Genomic DNA, 22,527 nt, shown 5'->3' with positions numbered 1-22,527 from the left:
GCCCTCCTCAGTCGTGCTGTGCCGTCTCGATCTCGGCATGGATGCCGGGGTTGTTGGCCTTCAGATGGCGCATGACACTGTTCATCTGCGTACCGACGTTGACGAAGGCAGTCGCCCTGCCCTGGAACATCACGTCCTCCACGCGCCGTGTCCCCCGGTGGAGCGCGACGACCCTCCAGTCGTCCGTGAGGACGGGTGATCCGGAGGATCCGCCGCGGGTGTCGGTGAAGTAGCGCACATCGTGCTCGTCGGCTTCGTAGACGAGGTTGTTGCGCAGGGCGACACGTTTCGGCCGGCCGCCGGGGTGCTGGATGATGTTGACCGCCACGAAATCACCCTGGGTGACGGCCAGTGGTTGCCTCGCCAGCTTCAGCACCGGCCGGGAGGGCTCGGCGGTCAGCCGGAGGATCGCGTAGTCGAGTTCCCTGTCCGCGGCGACGAGTTCACTGACGGTGGCCTCCTCACTCTCCACGTCGTCCGTGTCGTAGTCGAACCGGGCGTGCGCATGCCGCGCCTGGAGTCGCAGGTCTTCGGGGTCGGCCCCTGGGCGGTCCTTGCCCGTGCCGGTCCGTGCGTTGACCACATGGTGGTTGGTGATGAGCAGGGCAGGAGCGATGAGCCAGCCGGTGCCGGCGTGCGGGAAGCCGTTCGGCTGGAGCGGGGAGCCGCCCTGGTAGGGAGGAACCTTGATGCGGGCGACCGCCAGTCCGGCCCGGTCGCCGCCGCGGAGGAAGTCGAAGGGGACCGTGTCGTCGCGGTGGACTATCTCTTCCTTGATTTCCGGGGCGGGCAGCTGCGCGACGATGTCCGGCTCGCCTCCGGCACTGCGCGCGACATCGTCCAGGGCGCGCTGCAGGACGACGAGAGCTTCGGCTTCGGTGGTCTGGGCGACGGCGTTGCGCAGCCAGATCTCCAGTGGCACGGAGCCGTCCACCAGCCGCTCGACCCGGTTCATTTCGTTGAGGTCCGAGTGCACCTGCCGTCCGGGTGCGGGAAGCAGCGGCAGCGTGCCGCGGTACTTGGGCATGATGCCGTCGAACAGCAGCGGCCGGACCATCGGGTCGGCGAGCCCGGTCTCAAGGGCGGCGTCGCGCACCTGGAGGATCTCTTCCGGCGTGAGGTACGCGTTCATGCCCGATCAGGCCGTGGTGGGCCGTTCCTTTCGCGTGCGCTGTTGTTCGTCGCCACGCGGCGGCCGCGTGTCTGCGTAGTACGCCCGGCGGCTCCCGCGCCCATGGCGGCGGCCACCCCTGCCGCGATCCCACCGCGCTCGTCATGGACGGCAAGCAGCCGCCGGGCGAGGACGTCGAGGGTGCCGCGGTCGCGAGCCAGCCGCAGGATGTCGGTGGTGTTGGAGGGGCCGGCTCCCTCCGGCGACCGGGCCGGTCCCGCGGCGTCGCGGAGGATGTCCATCAGGGTTCCGAGCAGCGCTGGTTGGCGGGAGGCCGCATGCCGTATCGCCGTGCCCAGGGTTTCCAGCGCCGCGTCGTCCGTCGGCAGACCCACGACCTCCACCGCGTGCTCGAGCGCCCCGGGATCCTGCGTGTAGACCTGCGAAGCGACGGCGCGTACGAGTACGGGCTGGTCGGCGAGAACGGCGTCGGGCAGCCGCCGCAGCTTCTTGGCGAGCTGGTTGTCGGCTTCGAGATCCGGGGCATCGGCGTCGGCCGCGAGGCAGGACCGGGCGAGCAGCGCTCCCATTGCTTCGAGGTCCTGCCCGAGGCCGACCGCGATGTCCTCCGCCGTACGCAGATCGCCGTCGGCGCTTTCCAGGTCGCCCGCGTCCTCCGAGAGACGGGCGGAGAGCAACAGCAGCTCCAACTGCCGCTCCGTGCAACCCGCGCTCTGAGCGGAGTCGATGGCGTCCGCCGTCGCCCTGCGGGCCTCCTCCGGCTGCCCGAGCCGGTTCAGGGTCTCCGCCAGCAGGGAGTGCAGCGGGCTGCACGGCGTCCAGGGCCGACGTTCCGCGAGCCGGACGAACGCCTCGTCGGCGAAGCCCTGCGCCAGAAGATCCTCCACCTCACGGGCGGCGATCCGCTCCCAGTCCTCCTGGTCGGCGCCCGCCATGACGTGGTCGGATGCCCCACCGCCGAGCTTGGCGGTGAGGAGGCCGGCTGCTCTGGGGGCCATCTCCTGCTCTGCGCCGACGAGGAACCGCTCGACTCCCGGCAGCCACCGCTCCTCCACCGACCGCGGGTTCTCGTTGAGCCGCAGCCGGTGGTAGATCTCCTCGGCGCGTGCCTCAAGACCGTCCCGCGCGGCGTAGTACGCGACCGCGCGCCGTTCGACGGTGCGCATCACGTCGGTGCGGTCGCTGCCCGGTAGCCGCAGCATGATGGCGCGTACGTCGCCGCGGTGCTGTACGGCCTCGGGTCCGGCCGGTTCCACCAGGTCGAGGCGGGAGAGCTCGTCGAAGAGGAGACGGGCGTCGTCGAGGGTGTCCACCCGCAGGCCGCACGGCTCGGCGAGGACGTCCTTGATGATGTCGGGGGTGATGACCCGCAGCACCATGCCCGGATGGGCAAGACGGCGTACGTCCGGGTTCGCGATGTGGTTGAGGATGCGGTCGTAGAGGATGCCCTGGACGAGCATCTGGTCGACGCGGCGGAAGACCTGCCGGCGCCGGGCGGGCAGGCTGCGGATCAGTTCGCCCATCCGGTCGGCTTCGCTTCCGGCGAGTGTGGCTGCCCGGGCGGCCAGTTTCAGACTCAGCGGGTGGCCGCCGACCCGGTCGGCCAACGCCCGTGCCACATCGGGATCCTTGACGCCGCAGGACATCAGAAGACCGACGGCCGCCGACGGATCGAGTTCGTGCAGTTCGATGTCCAGCGGTGTCATGGCGCCTGCCGGATGGCCGACGGGAGCCCGCCCGGAGACGACGACGCGCAGTCGCGGGTAGACGTACTGGAGCGCGACGCAGATCGCCCACATCCTCCCCACCACCGGGGAACCGCGGTACTGGGCCTCCTCGAACGAGTCGACGACCAGCACGAACGGGGGGATCTTCTGGTGTGCTGCCGCCACGGCGCGGACCAGTACGTCGGCGACCCGCCGGATGAGGTCCGTCTCGCGCTCGGTGGCGAGCAGCTGGAACTCCTGCGAGGAGCTGCGTCCGAGGACGGACCGGGTGGTGGCGAGCTCGTGCAGCTTCGTCACACGGTCCTGGCCCTCCCGTTGGCTGCGCGCCGCCTGCTGGCACTCGTCCGCCAGGGCGTCCAGCTCGGCACGGTGAGTGGGGTACTGGATGCCGAGCTGCCGCGCGGCCTCGGCGATCAGGGTGACCGGCTCGTGGATCGAGAGTGTGGGCCGCTCGAAGTCGATGTAGGCGAAGGGGAAGCCGGCGGTGTGGCCGTGGACGCTGTCGAGGAGGAACTCGGCAAGGAGGGTGCTCTTGCCCATGCCGCCGGGCCCGTGGATGACCAGTGGGGGCACGGGTGCGCTGTCGAGGCCGGCGGAGGGGTTGCCTCCGGCCTGTTCCGCTCGGGCGGCATCGGCCTCGGCCTCGGTGGGCAGGTCGATGTAGCTGCGCAGTTCCTCGAGTTCGCGGGTGCGCCCATGGAACGTTCCCTGTGCGAGCCGTTCGAGGGGTTGCAGGAGTCTGGCCCGCTCCAGGGAGTGCTGGAGTGCACGGGCGTCCGGCAGCCCGCTGGTGCCCGGGATGCGCGACAGCCACAGCACCGCCTGGAGGGTGTCGGCCAGTTCGTCGGCGCTCTGGTCCTTCGGCGACGGCCCCTCGCCGGACAGATGGGCCAAAGCGCTGCGCTCCGGCCCGGACTCCTCGTCCCGGAACTGATCGAGGTTGCACTCCAGCGCGAGCCGGGCTGCTTCCGGGCCGGCGAGAGATCGCAGCGCGCGGTCCCGGACATCGGCCTTGAGGCTCCACAGGGCCCTGTCCTTGCGGCCCATGGTCGTACAGTCGTCGACAAGCTCGAGGAGCGCGCCGCCGTGGGCGCGCTCCTCGCCGGGCAGCCGGAGCAGCATGGGATCGAAGTGGGTGAGCAGGCAGGCGGCTTGCCGGTATGCGCCGCGGGCGTCCGAGACGACGTGGCTGCGGTCGTCGCCGCCGCGCAGTTCCCGGCGCAGTCGTTCGGTGAAGATCCTGCGCGCCTCAGAGGGTTCGGTAGACACGAATCGCCCCCTCCGCTGCCGTGCAGATCTTCCGCATGTAGCTCTCGCCGCCGGCGGCCGCTTCCGCCGCCGCGAGTACTTCTTGGACGGCCACGTCGACGAATTCGGTGATCGTCGACTCCGCGGGTGCTCCGGCCTTGAGGAATGTGGGAGGGGATTCGTGGAAGTACTGGTCGAAGAAGCTGCGCAGATCGGCGGGTTCGGCGACCCGGGCCGTGTCCCAGCAGAGGCTTCCCCGCAGGTCGTAGGGCAGTTGACGCATCGCGGGCCCGTAGCCGAGCAGCACCAGGCGGGGAGCCTGGTCGCCGCGTACCGCCGCGTGCTCGTAGATGGCGAGGGCCAGTTGTCCGATGAAGTCCCACATGTCGGAGCTGGGGGCGAGTTTGTCGCACTCGTCGAGGACCAGCCAGAGGCGGTCGTCGACGGCTGTCGCCCTGCCGACCACCCAGTGCACGGCGTCGTCGATCGAGGGCAGCAGGTCGTTCAGTTCGGTGGGGTTCAACGGTGACATTCCCGCGCCGGGGTCGGTGACGAACTCCGCCATCCGGCGGATGACCTTGTCCGCGGTGGAGGTGTGCGACAGGGTCACTCGTGCCGGACGGAATCCGTGGTGCTGCCCGATGTGGCGGATGAGGTTGTAGGTGTATGACCTGCCGCTGTCCGGTTCCCCGTCCACCAGCAGCACGGACTTCTCGGGGTCCTCGACGAACCGGCGCAGTGTTTCCCGCAGGTTCTGACGGTCGATGAAGACCTCTGTCCCGTTCTTGAGGACGCAGGTACGGAAGTTGTCCTCCGAGGCATGGGCGCGGCAGTCCTCGCGCAGGCGGTCGCGGAACTCAAGGGCCTTGGAGATTTCCGGAAGCACGGACAACCGGTCGACCGAGGCGAGGGCCTCGACGAGTGCGAGCTGCCGCTGGATGTCTTTGCGTGAAGCTTGAACGAGTGCGCGGGCATTCTCCCCACTGACCGCCGTCAGAGCGAGGGCGGAGATGAAATCCGCGGAGAATCCGTACTGGGCGAGCTGAGTGTGGGGATCGGTGGTGTCGAGCAGGTACTCCCGTACCCAGAGGGTGACGAGGTCCCATTCCGTTTCGGCCAACGGCATAGCGCACCTACCCAGCCGCCCCTGGGGAGCAAGGGCCGGACCAACTGCTACTTGTCATGTTTGCACCCGGTATGCCCTCATGCAACGTCGCTGAAAATCCGCTGGAAAGGCTCTCTGACCTTAGGGTTTCCCAGGTACTCGGCGATGCCGTGATGGTTGTGGCTGTTGTTCGTCACCAACAGGTCGGTGACCCGTTCCGGCGGCGCGTACTCAGGCCGCAGCGTGTGGTCGAGCGCCACCAGGTCCCGCAGGTCCGAGGCGTTGCGCCAGGCCCGTACGCCGGCCGGGACCGCGGGCGGCTTCGCCAGGTGGTCCTGCACCTCGGTGATCGCCAGCGGCGATCCGACCGTGGCGAACAGCTCGACCTCCCGGCCCTGCTCCGCCAGTACTTCGTAGGCGACGATGGACCCGAGGCTGTGGCCGACCACTACGAGGGGAGCGCCGTCCAGGCCCTCCAGAGCCTCCTGCACCACGCCCCGAATCGTCTTCCCCGCGCCGCCGAAGAAATAGGCGTGCACGTCCTTGAACGTGTGCTTGACGAGCAACCGGAACACCGCCTTGCGCGGTGTCGCGGGCAACGGCAGCGCCTCGAGCGGGAGGCGGTCTGACGGCCCGGCATCCTCCATCTCGGCGAGTGTGTCCGCGAGAGAGGTCATTTCGCTCAGCCAGTCGACGAGCGCGCCCTGCGGCTCGCCGGCGCCGGGCGTGGACTCGGGCCCGACGCCACCGGCCTCGAACCGTGCTTCGTCAAGGGTTCTCGCCACGAATTCCTCGGGCGGTTCGAACTCCACGGATGTGACTGTCTCCTCGATTTCCGTCGGCCCGCCGTCCAGGGGGCCGGGCCGGGAATCGGGCAAGGGCCGCTCGTACCGGACAGGAGCCCAGTAGGCCATGCGGGAGAGATCGGCCATGTCGCTGCCGAACAGCGCCCTGTCCCACTGGGACTTGAGCAGTTCCGAGCGGACTTTGTTCCCGTTTCCATGGACGTAAACGACTCTGGGTTGCATGACTGCCTCCCGCCTCGGCACGAACGCCGGCCACTGTCAGTATTGGCTCGGGGGGATTCGATCGCCATTCGGCCCCCGCCGCGGCTCCTCCGGCTGCGCCCGAGGCGCCCGTTCAGGCGGTACCGGCCGCTGTCGGGTTCGGAAGCGGGCAGCGCACGGAACGGATCCCGGTGATGCCCGCCGCCCCAGGTGCAAGGAGAAACCCCCATGGCCACCGGCCTCTCCCTCCACGTCGGACTCAACAAGGTCGACCCAGCCACATACGGCGGCTGGGACGGCGAACTCGTCGCCTGCGAGAACGACGCCCGCGACATGGCCGGCCTGGCCCGCGAGGCCGGGTTCGACGAGACGACCATCCTCACCACCGACGGCACCGTCGAGAACGTCACCGCCGAGCTGAAAAAGGCGGCCAAGAAGCTGAAGAGCGGGGACATCCTGCTGTTCACCTACTCCGGCCACGGCGGCCAGGTGCCGAACACCGTCGGCTCCGACGACGAACCGGACGAGTTCGACGAAACCCTCGTCCTGTACGACCGCGAGTTTCTCGACGACGAGCTGTACCGAGAGTTCGCCCGCTTCGAGGAGGGCGTACGGATCCTTGCGCTGCTCGACTCCTGCCACAGCGGCAGCGGCATCGAGGTACGCGAGGTCCTCAGCCCCGAGGCCATGCAGAAGCAGTTCCAGACGCTCGACCCGGACCAGATCGAGAACACCTCACGGCTCATGCCGGTCGCCAAACAGTACGAGATCTACCAACGGGACAAGGAGTTCTTCGAGGAGATCCAGCGCGGCCTCGGCCCGAAGAAGACCCGTGAGTCGGAAGTGAGCGCCCTGCTCATCTCCGGCTGCCAGGACAACCAGCTCTCCTCCGACGGCCCGGTCAACGGCAAGTTCACCGGCACCCTGCTGGAGGTCTGGGACGGCGGGACCTTCCACGGCGGGTACCGGGCCTTCCACCGCGACATTCTGCGCAGCATGCCGGCCACCCAGAGCCCGAATTTCTATGTGACCGGCCGACCCGGTGACCAGTTCCTGGAACAGCGCCCCTTCACCGTGTGAGTGGAGCCGTCAAGGTGAGCGGCCTCGTCACGGCCAGGCGCCGGTGAAGTCGATCTGCTCGGCCCACTCCGGGTGATCGATCAGCGGGTTGCGATTGCCCTGTATCTCGGCTATCGCCGCATTGCGGTGCCGCTCGTACTCGCTGACCGCGTTGTCACTGTGCCAGGCCAGCAGAAGGCCCAGGCGCTCCCGCTGGAGCTCGCGTGCCTCATCGCCGATGAACCCGGGGTAGCGCAGCAGGAAATACAGCGTCGCCCTGGCGACCGGACCCTTGCCGGCCGACGGCTCGAACTTGTCCGGCTCACGGCGCCCGCAGGCCTCCCGGACGACTTCCTCGCTGTCAGCGAAGTCGAAGTACGGGATGTTTCCGCGGAAGCTGTTGCACCCCGACTCGCAGGCGAAGAGGTGATGCAGATCCCCGCGCATGGGCTCCTTCTTGGCGAACCAGGACTGCGGCACGACATGCTCGCAGTTGAACGGCAGCGCCGCCTCCAGGGCGTCGAACTGGGCCTCGAGCGCGGCGGGGCCGGGCGCACTCTCGTGCAGCAGGAACTCCTGCCAGCGTCCGATCCGGGCGGCCTCCACCGCGGCGTCGGCCTGTATGAGCTCTTCGGGCGAGAAGTCCTTGCCCGAGTAGATGCTGCGCAACTGCTCGTCCGGATGCAGGTCGACCCACGGGTAGACCATGCGCATCGGCTTGTACGCGGGCCGCTGCGCATGGGTGGCTTCGAGCAGTTCGGTGAGCGCGTGGCACAGCCCGCTGGGGCGGTCGGCGCGGATGTTCGCGTAGTAGGCCTCGCGCGCGGCTTCGTCCGCACGCGCGTCGTAGTACGGGCGGCTACGTGCGGCCGCCAGGTTGACCAGCGCGGCGGCCAGGTCGGTCTCGGCGGGTGACTGACCGTCGATGTGGCCGACCCCGGAATCCGGCACCAGCGGGGGGCCGGCTGCCGGCGTCGGAGGCGACTGGGGAACCCGGGCCTGGGCCAGTGCCTGAGGCTGCGCCTGTGCTTGGGCCTGGGGTGTGGCCGGGTCGAAGCTGACACTGATGTGCAGCGGAACGCTCCAGCCCACGGTCCCGCCTGGTGCCGACTGCTGTGCGGCCCCGTCAAGTGCGAGGCTCTGCGGTCCGACGCCGTTTGTCGCGCTCACCGGCGGCTGTGACGTCTCGACCGGATGCAGGGCCGCTCCGGCCGCGAAGAGCTCTTCGCGGAGTGCGGCGCCGGCGCCGGTCAGGGGGGCCTGCCGGAGCGCACCGAGGACGCGGCTGATCCGCACCCCCTCATTGGCCTTCCAGGCCAGCCGGTGCTCACCCATGGCCGGTTCCCAGCGGGACCCGTCGACGGCAAGGGGCTGGCCGTGCTCGTCGGTGCGCGGAACACCGGCGTGATGCAGCGCCACGACCTCCCACTGGTCGTTGAAGACCGGTGACCCCGATGAGCCGGGTGCCGTGTCCGTCTCGTAGTGCAGGAACTTCTCCAGCAGGTCCACGACCCGGTTCTCACGCAGCGCGAGCTGCTTGGGCTCGCCGTTGGGGTGCTGGACGATGTTGACGATCTCTCCGAGGATGACTTTTCCCTCGGCCTCCTTGAGCGGCAGTCGGCCGAAGGACGACACCGGTCGGCCGTCCTGGGAGTGTTGGGCCACGGCGACCACGCTGAAGTCGAGGTCACGGTCCGTGACAAAGAAGGTCCCCGGCTCCAGAGAGAACACCACGGGCGCGAGCAGCTGTCCGTCCAGGCCCTCCTGGAAGTTGAATTCGACAACACCGCGGGCCGCTTCGTCCGCCGTGTGCAGTACATGGTTGTTCGTCATCAGGAGCGAGGGGGACACGAGAAATCCGGTGCCGTGGAAAGTCCCGCCTCCGCCACGGACGGTCACCCGCCCGATCGAGCGGGAGGCCAGAAATCCCGCTTCGAGGAAGCCGACCCCAATGAGGTCATTGCGCCCCATCAGGCGCTCCAGCCCCAGCAGATCGGCTCCGGCCGTGTCAGGGTCCAGGCCCAGACTGCTGCCCGGGGTGGCTTCCGCGGGCGTTTGTTCAATCTGCTTGGCCATCGCCAGGTCGGCGCCCAGGCGTGCCAGCCTCTTACTGATCCGGTCAGGCGAATCGGCGTACAGGATGCCGCTCTCGTCGAGCGCCCGAAGATTTCCTGCTCGCTCCGCGGTGCGCATCGCGTAGCGCTCACCGGCTCGCTTCACTTGCGCGAGGTATTCCGCCTCCGCCCGGGACAACTGTTCCACTGTCATGGCGGCCCGACCTCCTCGTGGCCCTCGTTCGTATGTGGGTTTGGCAGCTTTTCGGCCCCTCTTTCATTAGGACACGGAATGTGCAGCACTGCTCACTCGAATGGGGTAATGCTTCGCCCTTCAACACTCGACACTGAAACAGTGCCAATTTCTCCGTCCCGGGCCGACGTCCATCTCATCCGGCGGGTTCGCGTACGGGTGCGTTGTGCCGGGCGTGCGACAGGAAGGCGCGGGCGGGGCGGCTGAGCGGGCGGCGTCGGTGGACGATGCCCACGGCGCGCAGCAGCGGCGGGGTGAAGGAACGGACCTCGACGCGGTGACCGAAGGCCCGTAACACCATGTCCCGGTACCAGATCAGCGAACCGAGCCCGTCCATGACGCTGGTGACCCAGACCAGCCGCTCGTCCGCCTCCACCACCGGCACAGGGCGCACGCCGAGCCGGCCGAACATCGCCTCGAGCTCCGTGCGCCGACCGGTGCCGGGGGTGGGCAGCACCATCCGCAGGCCGCTCAGCATCCGGTACGGCACGGGGTCGGGGAGCCCGGTGCCGCGCGGCGAGATCAGTACGACCTCGCGGTCCCGCAGATGGTGCGTCGACAGCTCCTTGTCGACGGGCAGATCGACCAGGCCCAGCTCCGCCGCGCCGTCGGTCAGGGCTTCTACAAGTGCCTCGCGGCTGTCGTGCTGGAGCAGCCGTACCTCGATGCCGGGGTGGCGTTCGGTGAAGGAGGGCACGAGGTCGGCGGCGAGGTCGAGGGAGAGTGTCGGGGTGACGGTGACGGTCAGCGTGCCCGCGCTCGAACTGCGGCCGTGTGGGGGGCGGATGTCCTCGATGGCTTCCACGGCGTCGAGGACGGTGCGGGCCAGTCGTACGACGCGGGCGCCCATGGGGGTCAGGGTCGCTCCCCGGCTCCTGCGGTCCAGGAGTTCCACGCCGAGGTCGCGTTCCAGGGACTGGATGGAGCGGGAGAGGGCCGGCTGGGCGATGTAGACGGAGTACGCCGCGGCGGTGATCGAGTGGCAGTCAGCGACGGCGACGAGGTAGCGCAGCTGCTGGAGTGTGGGGGTCATGGACGGACGGTAGCCGCAGGGCCTTGCGGGTGTAAGAGCCGCTCTGTGAACAAATCCCGCTCTGTGCAAGGAAGTTGATGCTCCGTCAGCAGGCTCCCATACCTCTGAGGCATGGGTGGCGGATGTGCTTGACAGCGCCCGCCGACCGCCGCAACGATTCTTCGCGGCAAGCAATGTTACTGCTGATTAGCCTCACTGGTGCCCGTACATCTCTCAGCCCGCCGTGGTCCGACCCGCCCCGGCCGTGGCGCAGCGCCGGCCCTCCGTGCCGTGAACCACCGCTCGACGCTCCCTCGCCCGGCCCTGCTCGGAAACCAAGGAGAGCCCGTGACCTCGCAGCCGACCCGGTACTCAGGCCGGGACCTCGTCGTCGTGCTCAGCCCGTTCGAGGAGCCCAACGCCCCGATGGTCGCGGCCGCGGAACGGGCCGGCGCGCTGGGCCTGCTGGATCTCGGCAGGGACCGCGAACGGGCACGCACCGCGATGGACAGGCTGCGAGGGCGCTACGGAGTGCGCGTACCGGCCGGATGCCGGGTCATTCCGGCCGAACTGCCCGCCGGGGTGGACACCGTTCTGCTCGCCGAGGAGAACTGGCGCACAGGGACGGCCGAGTGGGCCGCGGGCGGCCGGCGCCGGGTATGGGCCGAGGTCGTCAGCCCCGCCGAGGCCACGGCCGCCCTCGCCGGCGGCGCGGCCGGGATCGTGGCCAAGGGACACGAGGCAGGCGGCCGGGTCGGCGAACTGACCACGTTCGTACTGCTCCAACGGCTGCTGGCCGACCCCGAGATGACCGTTCCGGTCCTGGCTGCGGGAGGCATCGGCCCGCACACGGCGGCCGCGGCCGTTGCGGGCGGAGCCGCCGGAGTCGTACTCGACACGCAGCTCGCGCTCACCACCGAGGGCACCGAGCCACTGCCCGCCTCGGTCGCGGCCGCCATCCGGGCCATGGACGGCAGCGAAACCACCCTTGTCGCGGGCCATCGCGTCTATGCCCGTCCCGATCTGACCCCACCGAAGGGGAACCTCGCCGAACTTCTCGGCGCGCGCGGCCTGCATACCCAGCCGCTGCCCATCGGCCAGGACGGTGCGACGGCCGCCCGGCTCTCCTTACGCCACCGCACCACCGGCTCTGTCGTACAGGCCGTGCGGGCCGCCATCACCGGTCATCTTCAAGCGGCGGTCCGGGCCCGTCCCCTCCAGCCGCGCCCGGACGCGGGCCGTCTGCCCGTGGCCCAAGGGCCCATGACCCGGGTCAGCGACCGACCCGCCTTCGCCTGGGCCGTGGCCGACGCGGGCGGGTTGCCCTTTCTCGCCCTGGCCGTGATGGACGGCCGTGATGTACGCGAACTGCTCACCGAAACCGCCGAGCGCCTGGCCGGCCGGGACTGGGGCGTCGGACTGCTCGGCTTCGCCCCCGACGAGCTGCGCCGCGAACAGCTCGCCGCCGTCGCCGACGTACGGCCGCCGTACGCGATCATCGCGGGCGGCCGGCCCGCGCAGGCCGCCCCCCTCGAAGCCGCCGGGACCCGGACCTATCTGCATGTGCCCTCGCCCGGACTGCTGGAGCAGTTTCTCGCCGAGGGGGCGCGGCGGTTCGTCTTCGAAGGGCTCGAGTGCGGCGGGCACATCGGGCCGCGCGCCGCCTTCCCGCTCTGGGAGGAACAGATCGAGCGGCTGCTGGCCTGCCCGTACGCCGCCGAGCTCGACGTGCTGTTCGCCGGGGGCATCCACGACGAACGGTCCGCGGCGATGGCGGTGGCCGCCGCCGGTCCGCTGGCCGAGCGCGGCGCCCGGATCGGCGTCCTCATGGGCACCGCCTATCTGTTCACCGACGAGGCAGTGTCCGCCGGAGCCGTACTGCCCGGCTTCCAGCGCACAGCCATCGACTGCCGGGCCACGGCACTGCTGCACACCGCTCCCGGCCACGCCACCCGCTGTGCCGTCACTGCGTACGCCGATGTCTTCACCACCACCGCCGAGCGGCTGCGGCAGGACGGCGCGAGCCCCACCGAGGTGTGGGAGGAGCTGGAGAAGCTCAACCTCGGGCGGCTGCGGATCGCCAGCAAGGGCCTGCGTCACACCGCGACGGGGCCCGCCCCGGCGGACGAGGAGGAACAGCGCGACGAGGGCCTCTACATGCTCGGCCAGATCGCCACCGCGCGCACCGCCACCACCACGGTCGCCGCCCTGCACACCCAGGTCACCGAGGGCGCGACGCAGCTGCTCGAGGACCGTCTGGAGGAGTTGCGGGCCGAGGCACCCGAGCCCCTGGTGGAGGAGGCTCCGCTCGACATCGCGGTCGTCGGCATGGCCTGCCGCTATCCCGGCGCCGACGACCTCGCCGGTTACTGGTCGAACATCGTCGCCGGTACCGACTCCGTCACCGAAGTGCCCGCCGACCGCTGGGACACCGCCGCCTACCACGACCCCGATCCGGCGCGGGCGGGGGAGCGGACTCCGTCCCGCTGGGGCGGCTTCCTGCCACCCGCCCCGTTCGACGCGCTCGCCCACGGCATCGCCCCGGCCTCCCTCGGCAGCATCGAACCGGTTCAGCTGCTCGCCCTCGACATTGCCGCCAGAGCCCTCGCCGACGCCGGATACGCGGGGGAGCGGCACTTCGACCGCTCCCGCACTTCGGTCGTCTTCGGCGCCGAGGCCGGTACGGATCTCGCCGGGGCCTACGGCTTTCGCGCCCTGCACCCCGGCTATCTCGGCGAGCTGCCGCCCGAGCTGGACGCCCAACTGCCGCGGCTGACCGAGGACTCCTTCCCCGGAGTCCTCGCGAACGTCATCGCCGGACGCGTCGCCAACCGCCTCGACCTCGGGGGCGCCAACTGCACCATCGACGCCGCCTGTGCCTCCTCGCTCGCCGCCCTCGACCTGGCCTGCAAGCAACTGCGCGACCGGGACAGCGACATGGTGCTGTGCGGCGGAGCCGATGTGCACAACGGCATCAACGACTACCTGATGTTCGCCTCCGTACGAGCCCTGTCGCCCACCGGCCGGTGCCGCCCCTTCGACACCTCCGCCGACGGCATCGCACTCGGCGAAGGCGTCGCCTGCCTCGTACTCAAGCGTCTGCCGGACGCCGAACGCGACGGCGACCGCATCTACGCCGTTGTGAAGGCCGTCGGCGCTTCCAGCGACGGACGTTCCCTCGGACTCACCGCACCCCGGCCCGAAGGGCAGCGCCGCGCACTGGAACGCGCCTACCGGCGCTCCGGGATCACGCCCGCCGAGATCGGTCTGGTGGAGGCTCACGGCACCGGCACCGTCGTGGGGGACAGCACCGAACTGGCCGTCCTCACCGAGGTCTTCGGCGGCTCGGACGCGGGTGGCTGCTCGCTCGGCTCGGTCAAGTCGCAGCTCGGTCACACGAAATGCGCGGCGGGGCTGGCCGGGCTGATCAAGGCGGCACGGGCCGTGCACTCCGGCGTCCGGCCGCCGACTCTGCATCTGACCAGCCCCAACCCCGACTGGCAGCCGGACACGAGCCCCTTCTGCTTCGACACGGAGGCCAGGCCGTGGGCCGAGCCCGTCGGCCGGCGGCTCGCCGCCGTCAGCGCCTTCGGGTTCGGAGGCACCAACTACCACGCCGTCCTCGCCGGGTACGGCGATGCGGACGAGCCCGCGCACGGGCTGGACACCTGGCCTGCCGAGCTCTTCTGCTTCCGGGGCGCGGACCGTCCGGCCGCCGTGCGGGCGATCGACCGCCTCGCCGCCCGGCTGGAACAGAACGATGCGGCGGGACGGCCCTGGCCGCTGCGTGACCTCGCCGGTGAGACGTCGGCCGGGGAGGGCGGGATCCAGGTCGCGGTCGTCGCGACAGGCCTTGACGACCTGGCCGCCAAGCTGGACCGGGCCCGGGAGTTCGCCACCGGTGACGGCATTCATGTGCGCACCGATGCACCGGAGTCGGGCCGGACCGCCTTCCTCTTCCCGGGGCAGGGCAGCCAGCGTCCCGGCATGCTCGGCGATCTGTTCATCGCCTTCCCGCGGCTGCGGACGACGCTGTACGCGGCGGACCCTCGCCGCGTGAGCAGGATGTTCCCGCCCGCCGCCTTCACACCCGAGGAGCGGGCCGCCCAGCGCGCCGCCGTCACCGACACCCTGACCGCCCAGCCTGCCCTGGGCCTCACCGGAGCGGCCGCCCACCTCCTGCTCACCTCGCTCGGCATCCGCCCCGACTGCACGGCCGGGCACTCCTACGGCGAGCTGGTCGCCCTCTGGGCCGCCGGCGCCTACGACACCGCGACCCTCCTGCGGCTCAGCGACCGCCGGGCGGAGGCGATACTCACCGCCGCCGGAGACGACCCCGGAGCGATGGCCGCGGTGCCCGCGCCCCCAGGGGTCCTGCCCGAACTGCCACCCCGCTGCGTTGTCGCCAACCACAACTCACCGTCCCAGTGCGTCATCTCAGGGCCCACGCAAGCGGTCGATGCCGCGATCAGCGCGCTGCGCGAGGCGGGGATCGCGGCCGAGCGCATCCCGGTCGCCTGCGCCTTTCACAGCGAAGTCGTCGCCGGCGCCGCCGACGCGCTGGCAGCGGAACTCGCCGCTTCGGCGGTGTCCCGGCCGACGCTCCCGGTCTGGTCGAACACCACGGCGCGCCCCTATCCGGCCGAGCCGGTGGGCGTTCGGGAGTTACTGGCCCGACAGCTCGCCGAACCGGTGCGCTTCGCCGAGCAGATCGAGGCGATGTACGCCTCCGGGGTGCGGACCTTTGTGGAGGCGGGCCCGGGCCGGGTGCTGACCGGACTGGTCGGCCGCATCCTGGGCGACCGGCCGCACACCGCCGTACCGCTCGACGTTCCGGGCGAACACGGCGTGACCCGCCTGGTCACCGCCCTCGGCGAACTCGCAGCGGCGGGCGTCTCCTTCGACCCGGAGCCGCTGTTCAAGGGGCGCGCCGCGGCGCTGCCCGCCGAGCCGCCCCGGCGTGCCGGATGGCTGGTGGACGGCCATCTCGTACGAACGGCGGACGGACAGCCCGTGGCGGGCGGACTGCGCCCGGCCCGGCGGGTGGCGGTGGCTCGTCCCGCGGTGGCCGCGGACCGGCGTGAGGACGCCGTACTGGAGTACTTGCGTGGTGCGCGGGAATTGGTTGCCGCGCAACGGGACGTGCTGTTGGGCTACTTGGGGGTGGACGGTGCGCCACCACGCGCACCGTTGGTCGCACCCGAGCCCGAAGCCCCGGAAAGCTTCGCGCCTCGGCCGGTCGCCGAGGAGACCGAGAGCCGCCCCCTCACGCGTGACGAACTCATGGATGCCGTGCTGGAGATCGTCCATCTGCGCACCGGCTATCCGAGGGAGATGCTCGACCCGGCGCTCGACCTGGAGGCCGATCTCTCGGTGGACTCCATCAAGCGGGTGGAGATCATCGGGGCGCTGGCGGACCGGATCGGGCTGCCGCGCGGTGCGGACGGGCCGGCGGAGTCGGCCGTCGAGGAACTCTCCCGGCTGAAGACCATCAGCGGCATCGTCGAGTGGATTGTGGCGCGCCGCGCGACGGCGGAGCAGGACCCTGGCGCCGGGCCGGCCGCCGATCCCACGACCGAGCCGCCCACCCGGGAGGACGGGCTTCGTCCACCCGCCCGGGAGGATCGGCCTCGCCCAACGCTCCCCGCCCGGCTTCTGGTCGAGGTCGCTCCCGTGGGGCCGCCCACCACCCGCAACCCGGCCGATGTGCTGCCCGGCCGGCGGTTCGCCGTCGTCGACGACGGCCTCGGGATCGCCGTCGCCCTCGCCGCCGCGCTGGAGTCCCACGGAGCCGAGGTGCGCACCCTCCACCCGGACCGGCTGGCGGACGCCGCCGGGGCCGACGGCGTGGTGGACCTGAGCGCCCTGCGCCCCGGCCCGGCGCCCGTGCTGCCGGAGAACTTCGGCGCGCTGCGCGCGATCCTGACGGCGGGCACAGGCCGACTGCTGCTCGTCACGGGCCGCGGCGGAGCGTTCGGCCGAACCGCGGCGTCAGAGGCATCGCCGGGTACGGCCGACCCGATCCCCGGAGCAGGTCTCACCGGCTTCGCCCGTGCCGCGGCGATCGAGCACCCCACCACCGCCGTGCGTGCCGTGGACATCGACCCCAAGGACCGCCCCGAGCGGATCGCCGCCCATCTGGTCGCCGAACTGTGCGCCGCTGACGAGCCCGTGGCGATCGGCTACACGAACGGCACACGCAACAGCCTGCGCACCGTCGCCGCCCCTCTCGCCACCGGCGAAGCGCGTCCTCCGCTCCCGATCGGCCGCGACGCGGTGGTGCTGCTGACCGGCGGAGCCCGCGGCATCACCGCCCGTACAGCCATCGCCCTCGCCGAAGCCACCGGCTGCCACATCGAACTCATCGGCCGCACGCCACCGCCCGACGACGCCGAGGACCCGGCCGTCGCGCACGCCCATGACCGGGTCGCCCTGCGCGCGGCCCTCGTCGGGCTAGGCCTGCGCACCCCCGCCGAGATCGAGACGGCCGCGACCCGCATCCTCGCCGCCCGCGAGATCCGCGGCACGCTCGCCGCCCTCAGCGGCACGGCCGCTTCCGTGCGCTATCACGCGGCGGACGTCACCGACCTCGATGCCGTACGCGCTGTCGTCCATGACATACGCACGCGTCACGACCGTCTCGACGGCATCGTGCACGGCGCCGGAACCATCGAGGACAAGCTGCTGCGCGAGAAGGACCCGGCGTCCTTCGCGCGGGTCTTCACCACCAAGGTCGACGGCGCACGCCACCTCGCCGACGCCGCCGCCGACCACGGTGACGGTCCGGCCCCCGGCTTCCTCTGCCTCTTCGGCAGCGTCGCCGGTGTCTTCGGCAACCGCGGACAGGCCGACTACGCGGCCGCCAACGAGGCCCTGGACACCCTCGCCACCACCCCCGCCTGGTCGCGACGCTTCCCGGGCCGGGTCCTCGCCGTCGACTGGGGCCCGTGGGCGGCCGAGGCAGGCGGCATGGTCACGCCCGAGCTGGAGCGGATGTACGCGAGCCGCGGCATCCCGCTCCTCGATCCGGCGGCCGGCACCTCCGCGCTCCTCGCCGAACTGGCGCACGGCACCACCGGCCAGGTCGTCCTCCTCGCCGAAGAGAGCCGGGCCTCGGCCCAGGCCCACCATGGCTGACCGCGGCCCCCGTCCGACCGACGCCGCCATCATCGGCATGGGCGCCGTCTTCCCCGGGGCCGCCGACCTGGCCGCGTACCGTCGTAACCTCGTCGCGGGCATGGACGCCATCACGGATGTGCCGCCCCGCCGCTGGGACCCCCAGGTCTACTACGACGCGACCGGCACCGAAGGACCTGCCCGCAGCGATCAGTTCTACTGCCGGCGCGGCGGCTTCATCGACGACCTCGCTGCCTTCGACCCGACCCGTTTCGGCATCATGCCCGCCGCCGTGGCCGGTGCCGAGCCCGACCAACTGCTCGCCCTGCGCGTCATCGCCGAGGCCGTGGCCGATGCCGGGGGCGAGGAGCGGCTGCCCGCCGACCGCTCCCGGATCGGCGTCATCCTCGGCCGCGGCGGGTTCATGGGCGTCGCCACCGCCCGCCTCGACCAGCGCGTGCGCACCGCCCACCAGTTGTCCGCGACGCTGCGCGAACTCGCCCCCGAACTGGGCGAGGAGCGCATCAGCCAGGTGCGCGAAGCCTTCCAGGCAGGGCTGGGCCCGGAACGGCCGGAGGCGTCCATCGGCCTCGTACCCAGTTTCACCGCGGCGAGGGCCGCCAACCGCCTCGACTTCCAGGGCCCCGCCTACACCCTTGACGCCGCCTGTGCCTCCTCGCTGCTCGCCGTCGAGCAGGCGGCCGGCCTGCTGGCCTCCGGCAGCTGCGACCTGATGGTCGCCGGAGCCGTGCACCACTGCCATATCGCCACGCTGTGGAGCGTCTTCACCCAGCTGCGGGCGTTGAGCCCGAGCCAGCAGATCCGCCCGTTCGACCGCCGCGCCGACGGCACGCTGCTGTCCGAGGGCACGGGTGTCGTCCTGCTCAAGCGCCTGGCGGACGCCGAGCGTGACGGCGACCGCGTCCATGCCGTCGTGCGCGGTGTGGGCGTGGCGGGCGACGGCCGCGCAGCGAGCCTGATGAGCCCCCTGGTCGACGGACAGGTTCGCGCCCTGCACCGGGCCTGGAGGCAGGCCGGGCTCGATCCGGCCGCACCCGGTGCGCTCGGGCTGCTGGAGGCGCACGGCACCGGTACGCCGGTCGGCGACGAGGCCGAACTCGCCACCCTGGCACGCGTATTCGGTCCGCGCAGGGCCGGCGCGGAACCGGTCGCGATGGGGTCCGTGAAGTCGATGGTCGGCCACACCATGCAGGCTTCCGGGATGGCCGGGCTGATCAAGGCCGTACTCGCGGTGCACGACGGAACGCTGCCTCCGACCCTCCATGTCGAAGCGCCGCACGAGGGCTTCGCCGCGACACGGATGCGACCGGTGACGGAGTCGGAGCCCTGGGAGCGCGGGCACGGGCCGCGTCGGGCCGGGGTGAACGCCTTCGGCTTCGGCGGGATCAATGCGCATGTGGTGCTGGAGGAGGCGCCGGGTGCGGGCGCGTTCGTCCCATCAGCCGGGCGCGGGTCGGGCCGACCTGCCGTGCTCGCCGAACCCCCTGTGACTTTGCTCGCCGCTGCCACTCCCGGCGAACTCGGCCGCCTGGTCGAGGGGTTGGCGGACTCGGGACGGTCCTCGCCACCATCGCCGTCCGGCGGGCCGCCCTGCCGCCTCGCCGTTCTCGGTCTCACCCCGAAGCGCCGGGCTCTGGCCATGGCGGTCGTCGCCCGGGGAAGGCCGTGGCGCGGTCGCGGCGGTGTGTGGTTCGCGCCGCGCCCGCTGCTTGCGGACGATGCACGACTGGCGTTCGTCTTCCCGGGTCTGGAGCCGGACTTCACGCCGTACGTCGACGATGTCGCCGACCGCTTCGGTCTGCCCCGGCCCGCGCCGACCGGCGGCGGCACCCTCGTGGAACGGGCGGTGGACGCCATCGCCGTGGGCCGCTTCTTCGCCCGCGTCCTGCCCGAACTGGGCGTACACGCCGACGTGCTGGCCGGGCACAGCCTGGGGGAGTGGACCGCCATGGTGGTCGCCGGGATGTATCCCCAGCAGGCCGTCGACACCTTCCTCGACTCGCTGCGGCCGGGCGATCTCGACGTTCCCGATCTCGTGTACGCGGCACTCGGCTGCGGGGCGCAGCAGGCCCGGGCCGCCCTGCACGGGCTGGACCGCGTCGCCGTCAGCCACGACAACTGCCCCCATCAGTCGGTGCTGTGCGGGGAACCGAGTCCCGTGAGCGAGGCGCTGGCCCGGCTTGCCGGGCAGGGCGTACTCACCCAGGAGTTGCCCTTCCGGTCCGGCTTCCACACGCCCATGTGGGCGCCCTACCTCGATCAGGTCCGCGCCGCGTTCGCCAGACTCCCGCTCCGGCCGCCGACCGTGCCCGTCTGGTCGGCGACCACAGTCGCCGCGTACCCCGGCGGCGAGCAGGATGTCCGGGAGGTGGTGCTGCGTCATCTGCTGGAGCCGGTGCGCTTCCGGGAGTTGACGGCGCGGCTGTACGCGGAGGGGGTACGGGCCTTCATACAGATGGGCCCGGGCAGCCTGCCCGGTTTTGTGTCGGACACCCTGCACGGCCGGGACCACCTGGCCGTCTCCGCGGGCGCCGGGCGGGGCGGCAGCGGTCTTGACCAACTGCGCCGGCTGGCCGCGGCCCTGTGGACGGAGGGGCTGAACCCGCGCTGGGACCGGCTGGCGGAGGACGAGCCCGCGGCGGTCGCCGCGCCCGCGTCTGTCGCGTTCACCGCGCCCGCGGCCCCCGAACGCACGGCCCCCGAACGCACGGCCCCCGAGCCCGCCCTCGTACGGCTCGACCTCGGCTCTCCGCTCATCAGCCTGGGAGCCGCCGCGCCCCCGCTCCGTCTCGCCCGCCCGCCCTGCTCGCCCCGGGCGTCCACCCCCGGTCAACCGGGACTGCTGTCGGCCCTCGACGCCGTACTCGACGAAACGCACGACGCGGCACGCGCCGTCGCCGATGCCTGGCGCGGGAAACCCGCCCCGCAGCCGCCTGTGTCAGCAGCCCGTCGCACCCTGCGCCGGCTCTCCCTTCAGACCATGCCCTACGTCCGTGACCACTGCGTCTATCTCCAGCCCGACAGCTGGCCCGAGGTCTCGGACCGCTTCCCCGTCGTCCCCATGACCACCCTCCTCGAACTCGCCGCGGACGCCGCACGCCAGGCCGCCCCCGGGCGGGTCGTCACCGGCTTCGACGACGTGCGGGCCCTGCGCTGGCTGTCCGTCGCGCCTCCCGTCGACGCGGAGTTCCACGTGACTCCCGACCCCGCGGGCGACCGGGTACGCGTGGAGATCGGCGACTGCGCGACGGTCACCGTCACTCTCGCGGACCGTCATGCGGCCCCTCCCGCCCCCGACCGCTCGGCGCTGACCCGCGAAGGGCCGCCTCCCGTCAGCGCCGAGGCCCTCTATCGCGACCGGTGGATGTTCCACGGCCCCGCCTTCGCCGGAGTCCACGCGGTCACCGCCGTCGCCGACGACGGGGTGCGCGGGGTGCTGCGCGCCCTGCCCGCGCCCGGCGCGCTGCTGGACGCCGCCGGTCAACTCCTCGGCCACTGGATGCAGTTGCGGCTGCCCGCCGACCGGCTGGTGTTCCCCGCCTCGTTGGAACGGGTCAGCCTGTACGGACCCGCCCCGCGCGAGGGCGCCCTGCTGCGGGCCACCGCCCGCATCCGCGCCGTACGACCCGGCTCCGTTCAGGGCGATGTGGAACTCGCCACCGACGACGGCACGGTGTGGGCTCGCCTGGAGGGCTGGACCTACCGGCGTTTCGCCGCCGACGAGCGGGTGTGGCCGATGAAGTTCACCCCGGAGATCTGCGGTATCGGCGAGCCGCAGCCCGGCGGCTGGTGCCTGGCCAGGCGCCGCTGGACCGACCCCGCATCGCAGGAGCTGGTGATGCGGCGCTATCTGGGTGCCGCAGAGCGCGCCGCGTACGAGAAGCGACCGCCGCGGGCCCGCACGGCCTGGCTGCTGGGACGGATCGCCGCCAAGGACGCCGTACGCCACCTCTTGTGGGACGGCGGCGCGGGACCACTGTTCCCCGCGGAGGTGCCGGTGGGCAACGACGACGCGGGCCGCCCCCGCGCCGAGGGCCCGCGCGCCGCCGGGCTCCGGCTCTCCCTCGCCCACAAGGACCGGCTGGCCGTGGCCTACGCCCACCCACGTCACGCCGTCGGCATCGACATCGAGACCGTCACCGAGGACCCGGAGGCGCTGAGCCGCATCGCCTTCACCGCCGACGAGCGCCGGCTCGCCGACCAACTCGCCGCGCGCGAAGGGTTCGACCGGGCGCAGGCGCTCACCGCCCTCTGGTCCGCCAAGGAAGCCGCCGCCAAGGCCGAGGGCACCGGCCTGGGGGGACGACCGCGGCAGTGGACCGTCACCGACACCGCACCCACAGGGCTCCGGGTGATATCTCCCCAAGGCCGCGGCCACACCGTACGGATCAGCACGGTCGACGATCCGCCCGGCCCGGACAACCGTCCCACCACCCATGTTGTCGCCTGGACCGAACCCCCCGTCCCCACCCCCACGGAGGCCAGTCATGGCATCTGATGCCACCGCCGAACAGATACTCGCCGAGATCACCGCCATGCTCGTCGAGACCGTCGGCGACGAGTTCCTCCTCGCGGACGAGGTCACCCTGGCGACCACCTTCAACGAGGACCTGGCGCTGGAGAGCATCGAGTTCGTCGCGCTCGCCGAGCTGCTCCAGAAGCGCTACGGGTCAGCGGTGGACCTGATCGCCCTCCTGGCCGAGAAGGACATGGAGGAGATCCTCGCCATGACGGTCGGCGACCTCGTGGCGCACATCGCCGCCGCACCCGCTTCGGCCCCGGCCGTCTGAGCC

At 71.6% G+C, this 22,527-nt stretch carries 10 protein-coding genes; 4 read left to right on the top strand and 6 right to left on the bottom strand.

Annotation, left to right across the window (positions count from 1 at the left end; genetic code table 11):
- Positions 1 to 7 precede the first annotated feature (7 nt).
- From ACI2LP_RS22965 to ACI2LP_RS22950, 4 genes are all read right to left on the bottom strand, one after another.
- Entirely contained in the window at positions 8 to 1,132 is a 1,125-nt protein-coding gene (locus ACI2LP_RS22965; RefSeq protein WP_404726370.1) for a trypsin-like peptidase domain-containing protein, read from the bottom strand.
- The gene (locus ACI2LP_RS22960; protein WP_404726369.1) at positions 1,129 to 4,128 is read right to left on the bottom strand and encodes an AAA family ATPase; all 3,000 of its coding nucleotides are present in this window, start codon (positions 4,126 to 4,128) and stop codon (positions 1,129 to 1,131) included. The genes ACI2LP_RS22965 and ACI2LP_RS22960 overlap by 4 nt, the downstream gene beginning before the upstream one ends.
- A complete protein-coding gene (locus ACI2LP_RS22955; RefSeq protein ID WP_404726368.1) occupies positions 4,109 to 5,233 on the bottom strand; it encodes a hypothetical protein in 1,125 nt (374 codons plus the stop codon). Before ACI2LP_RS22955 ends, ACI2LP_RS22960 begins: the two co-directional genes overlap by 20 nt.
- Before the next feature lie 77 nt (positions 5,234 to 5,310).
- Positions 5,311 to 6,240: a hypothetical protein gene (locus ACI2LP_RS22950; protein WP_404726367.1), complete on the bottom strand. Its 930-nt coding sequence runs from the start codon at positions 6,238 to 6,240 to the stop codon at positions 5,311 to 5,313.
- A gap of 207 nt (positions 6,241 to 6,447) precedes the next feature.
- Here ACI2LP_RS22950 and ACI2LP_RS22945 point away from each other — a divergent pair, with 207 nt between their 5' ends.
- Positions 6,448 to 7,299, top strand: coding sequence for a caspase family protein (locus ACI2LP_RS22945; protein WP_404726366.1), 852 nt, complete (start codon positions 6,448 to 6,450; stop codon positions 7,297 to 7,299).
- Between the two features lie 27 nt (positions 7,300 to 7,326).
- On the opposite strand, the gene ACI2LP_RS22940 is transcribed toward ACI2LP_RS22945, so the two are convergent.
- Together ACI2LP_RS22940 and ACI2LP_RS22935 are read right to left on the bottom strand one after the other, a co-directional pair.
- A complete protein-coding gene (locus ACI2LP_RS22940; RefSeq protein ID WP_404726365.1) occupies positions 7,327 to 9,546 on the bottom strand; it encodes an endonuclease in 2,220 nt (739 codons plus the stop codon).
- A gap of 175 nt (positions 9,547 to 9,721) precedes the next feature.
- Positions 9,722 to 10,618, bottom strand: a complete 897-nt coding sequence (locus tag ACI2LP_RS22935) for a LysR family transcriptional regulator (RefSeq protein WP_404726364.1) — start codon at positions 10,616 to 10,618, stop codon at positions 9,722 to 9,724.
- 327 nt (positions 10,619 to 10,945) lie between these two features.
- Here ACI2LP_RS22935 and ACI2LP_RS22930 point away from each other — a divergent pair, with 327 nt between their 5' ends.
- The 3 genes from ACI2LP_RS22930 to ACI2LP_RS22920 are packed head-to-tail and all read left to right on the top strand — an operon-like array spanning position 10,946 to position 22,524.
- The gene (locus ACI2LP_RS22930; RefSeq protein ID WP_404726363.1) at positions 10,946 to 17,734 is read left to right on the top strand and encodes an SDR family NAD(P)-dependent oxidoreductase; all 6,789 of its coding nucleotides are present in this window, start codon (positions 10,946 to 10,948) and stop codon (positions 17,732 to 17,734) included.
- Complete coding sequence (locus tag ACI2LP_RS22925) at positions 17,727 to 22,232, top strand: beta-ketoacyl synthase N-terminal-like domain-containing protein (RefSeq protein ID WP_404726362.1); 4,506 nt, start codon at positions 17,727 to 17,729, stop codon at positions 22,230 to 22,232. Before ACI2LP_RS22930 ends, ACI2LP_RS22925 begins: the two co-directional genes overlap by 8 nt.
- Positions 22,222 to 22,524, top strand: a complete 303-nt coding sequence (locus tag ACI2LP_RS22920) for an acyl carrier protein (RefSeq protein WP_360865072.1) — start codon at positions 22,222 to 22,224, stop codon at positions 22,522 to 22,524. Before ACI2LP_RS22925 ends, ACI2LP_RS22920 begins: the two co-directional genes overlap by 11 nt.
- The last annotated feature ends 3 nt before the right edge of the window (positions 22,525 to 22,527 follow it).

The organism is Streptomyces sp. NPDC019890 (genome assembly GCF_044903445.1).
Lineage (GTDB): Bacteria > Actinomycetota > Actinomycetes > Streptomycetales > Streptomycetaceae > Streptomyces.
Note: the sequence above shows the minus strand (reverse complement) of the source record. Positions and strands in the feature narration are given on the sequence as shown.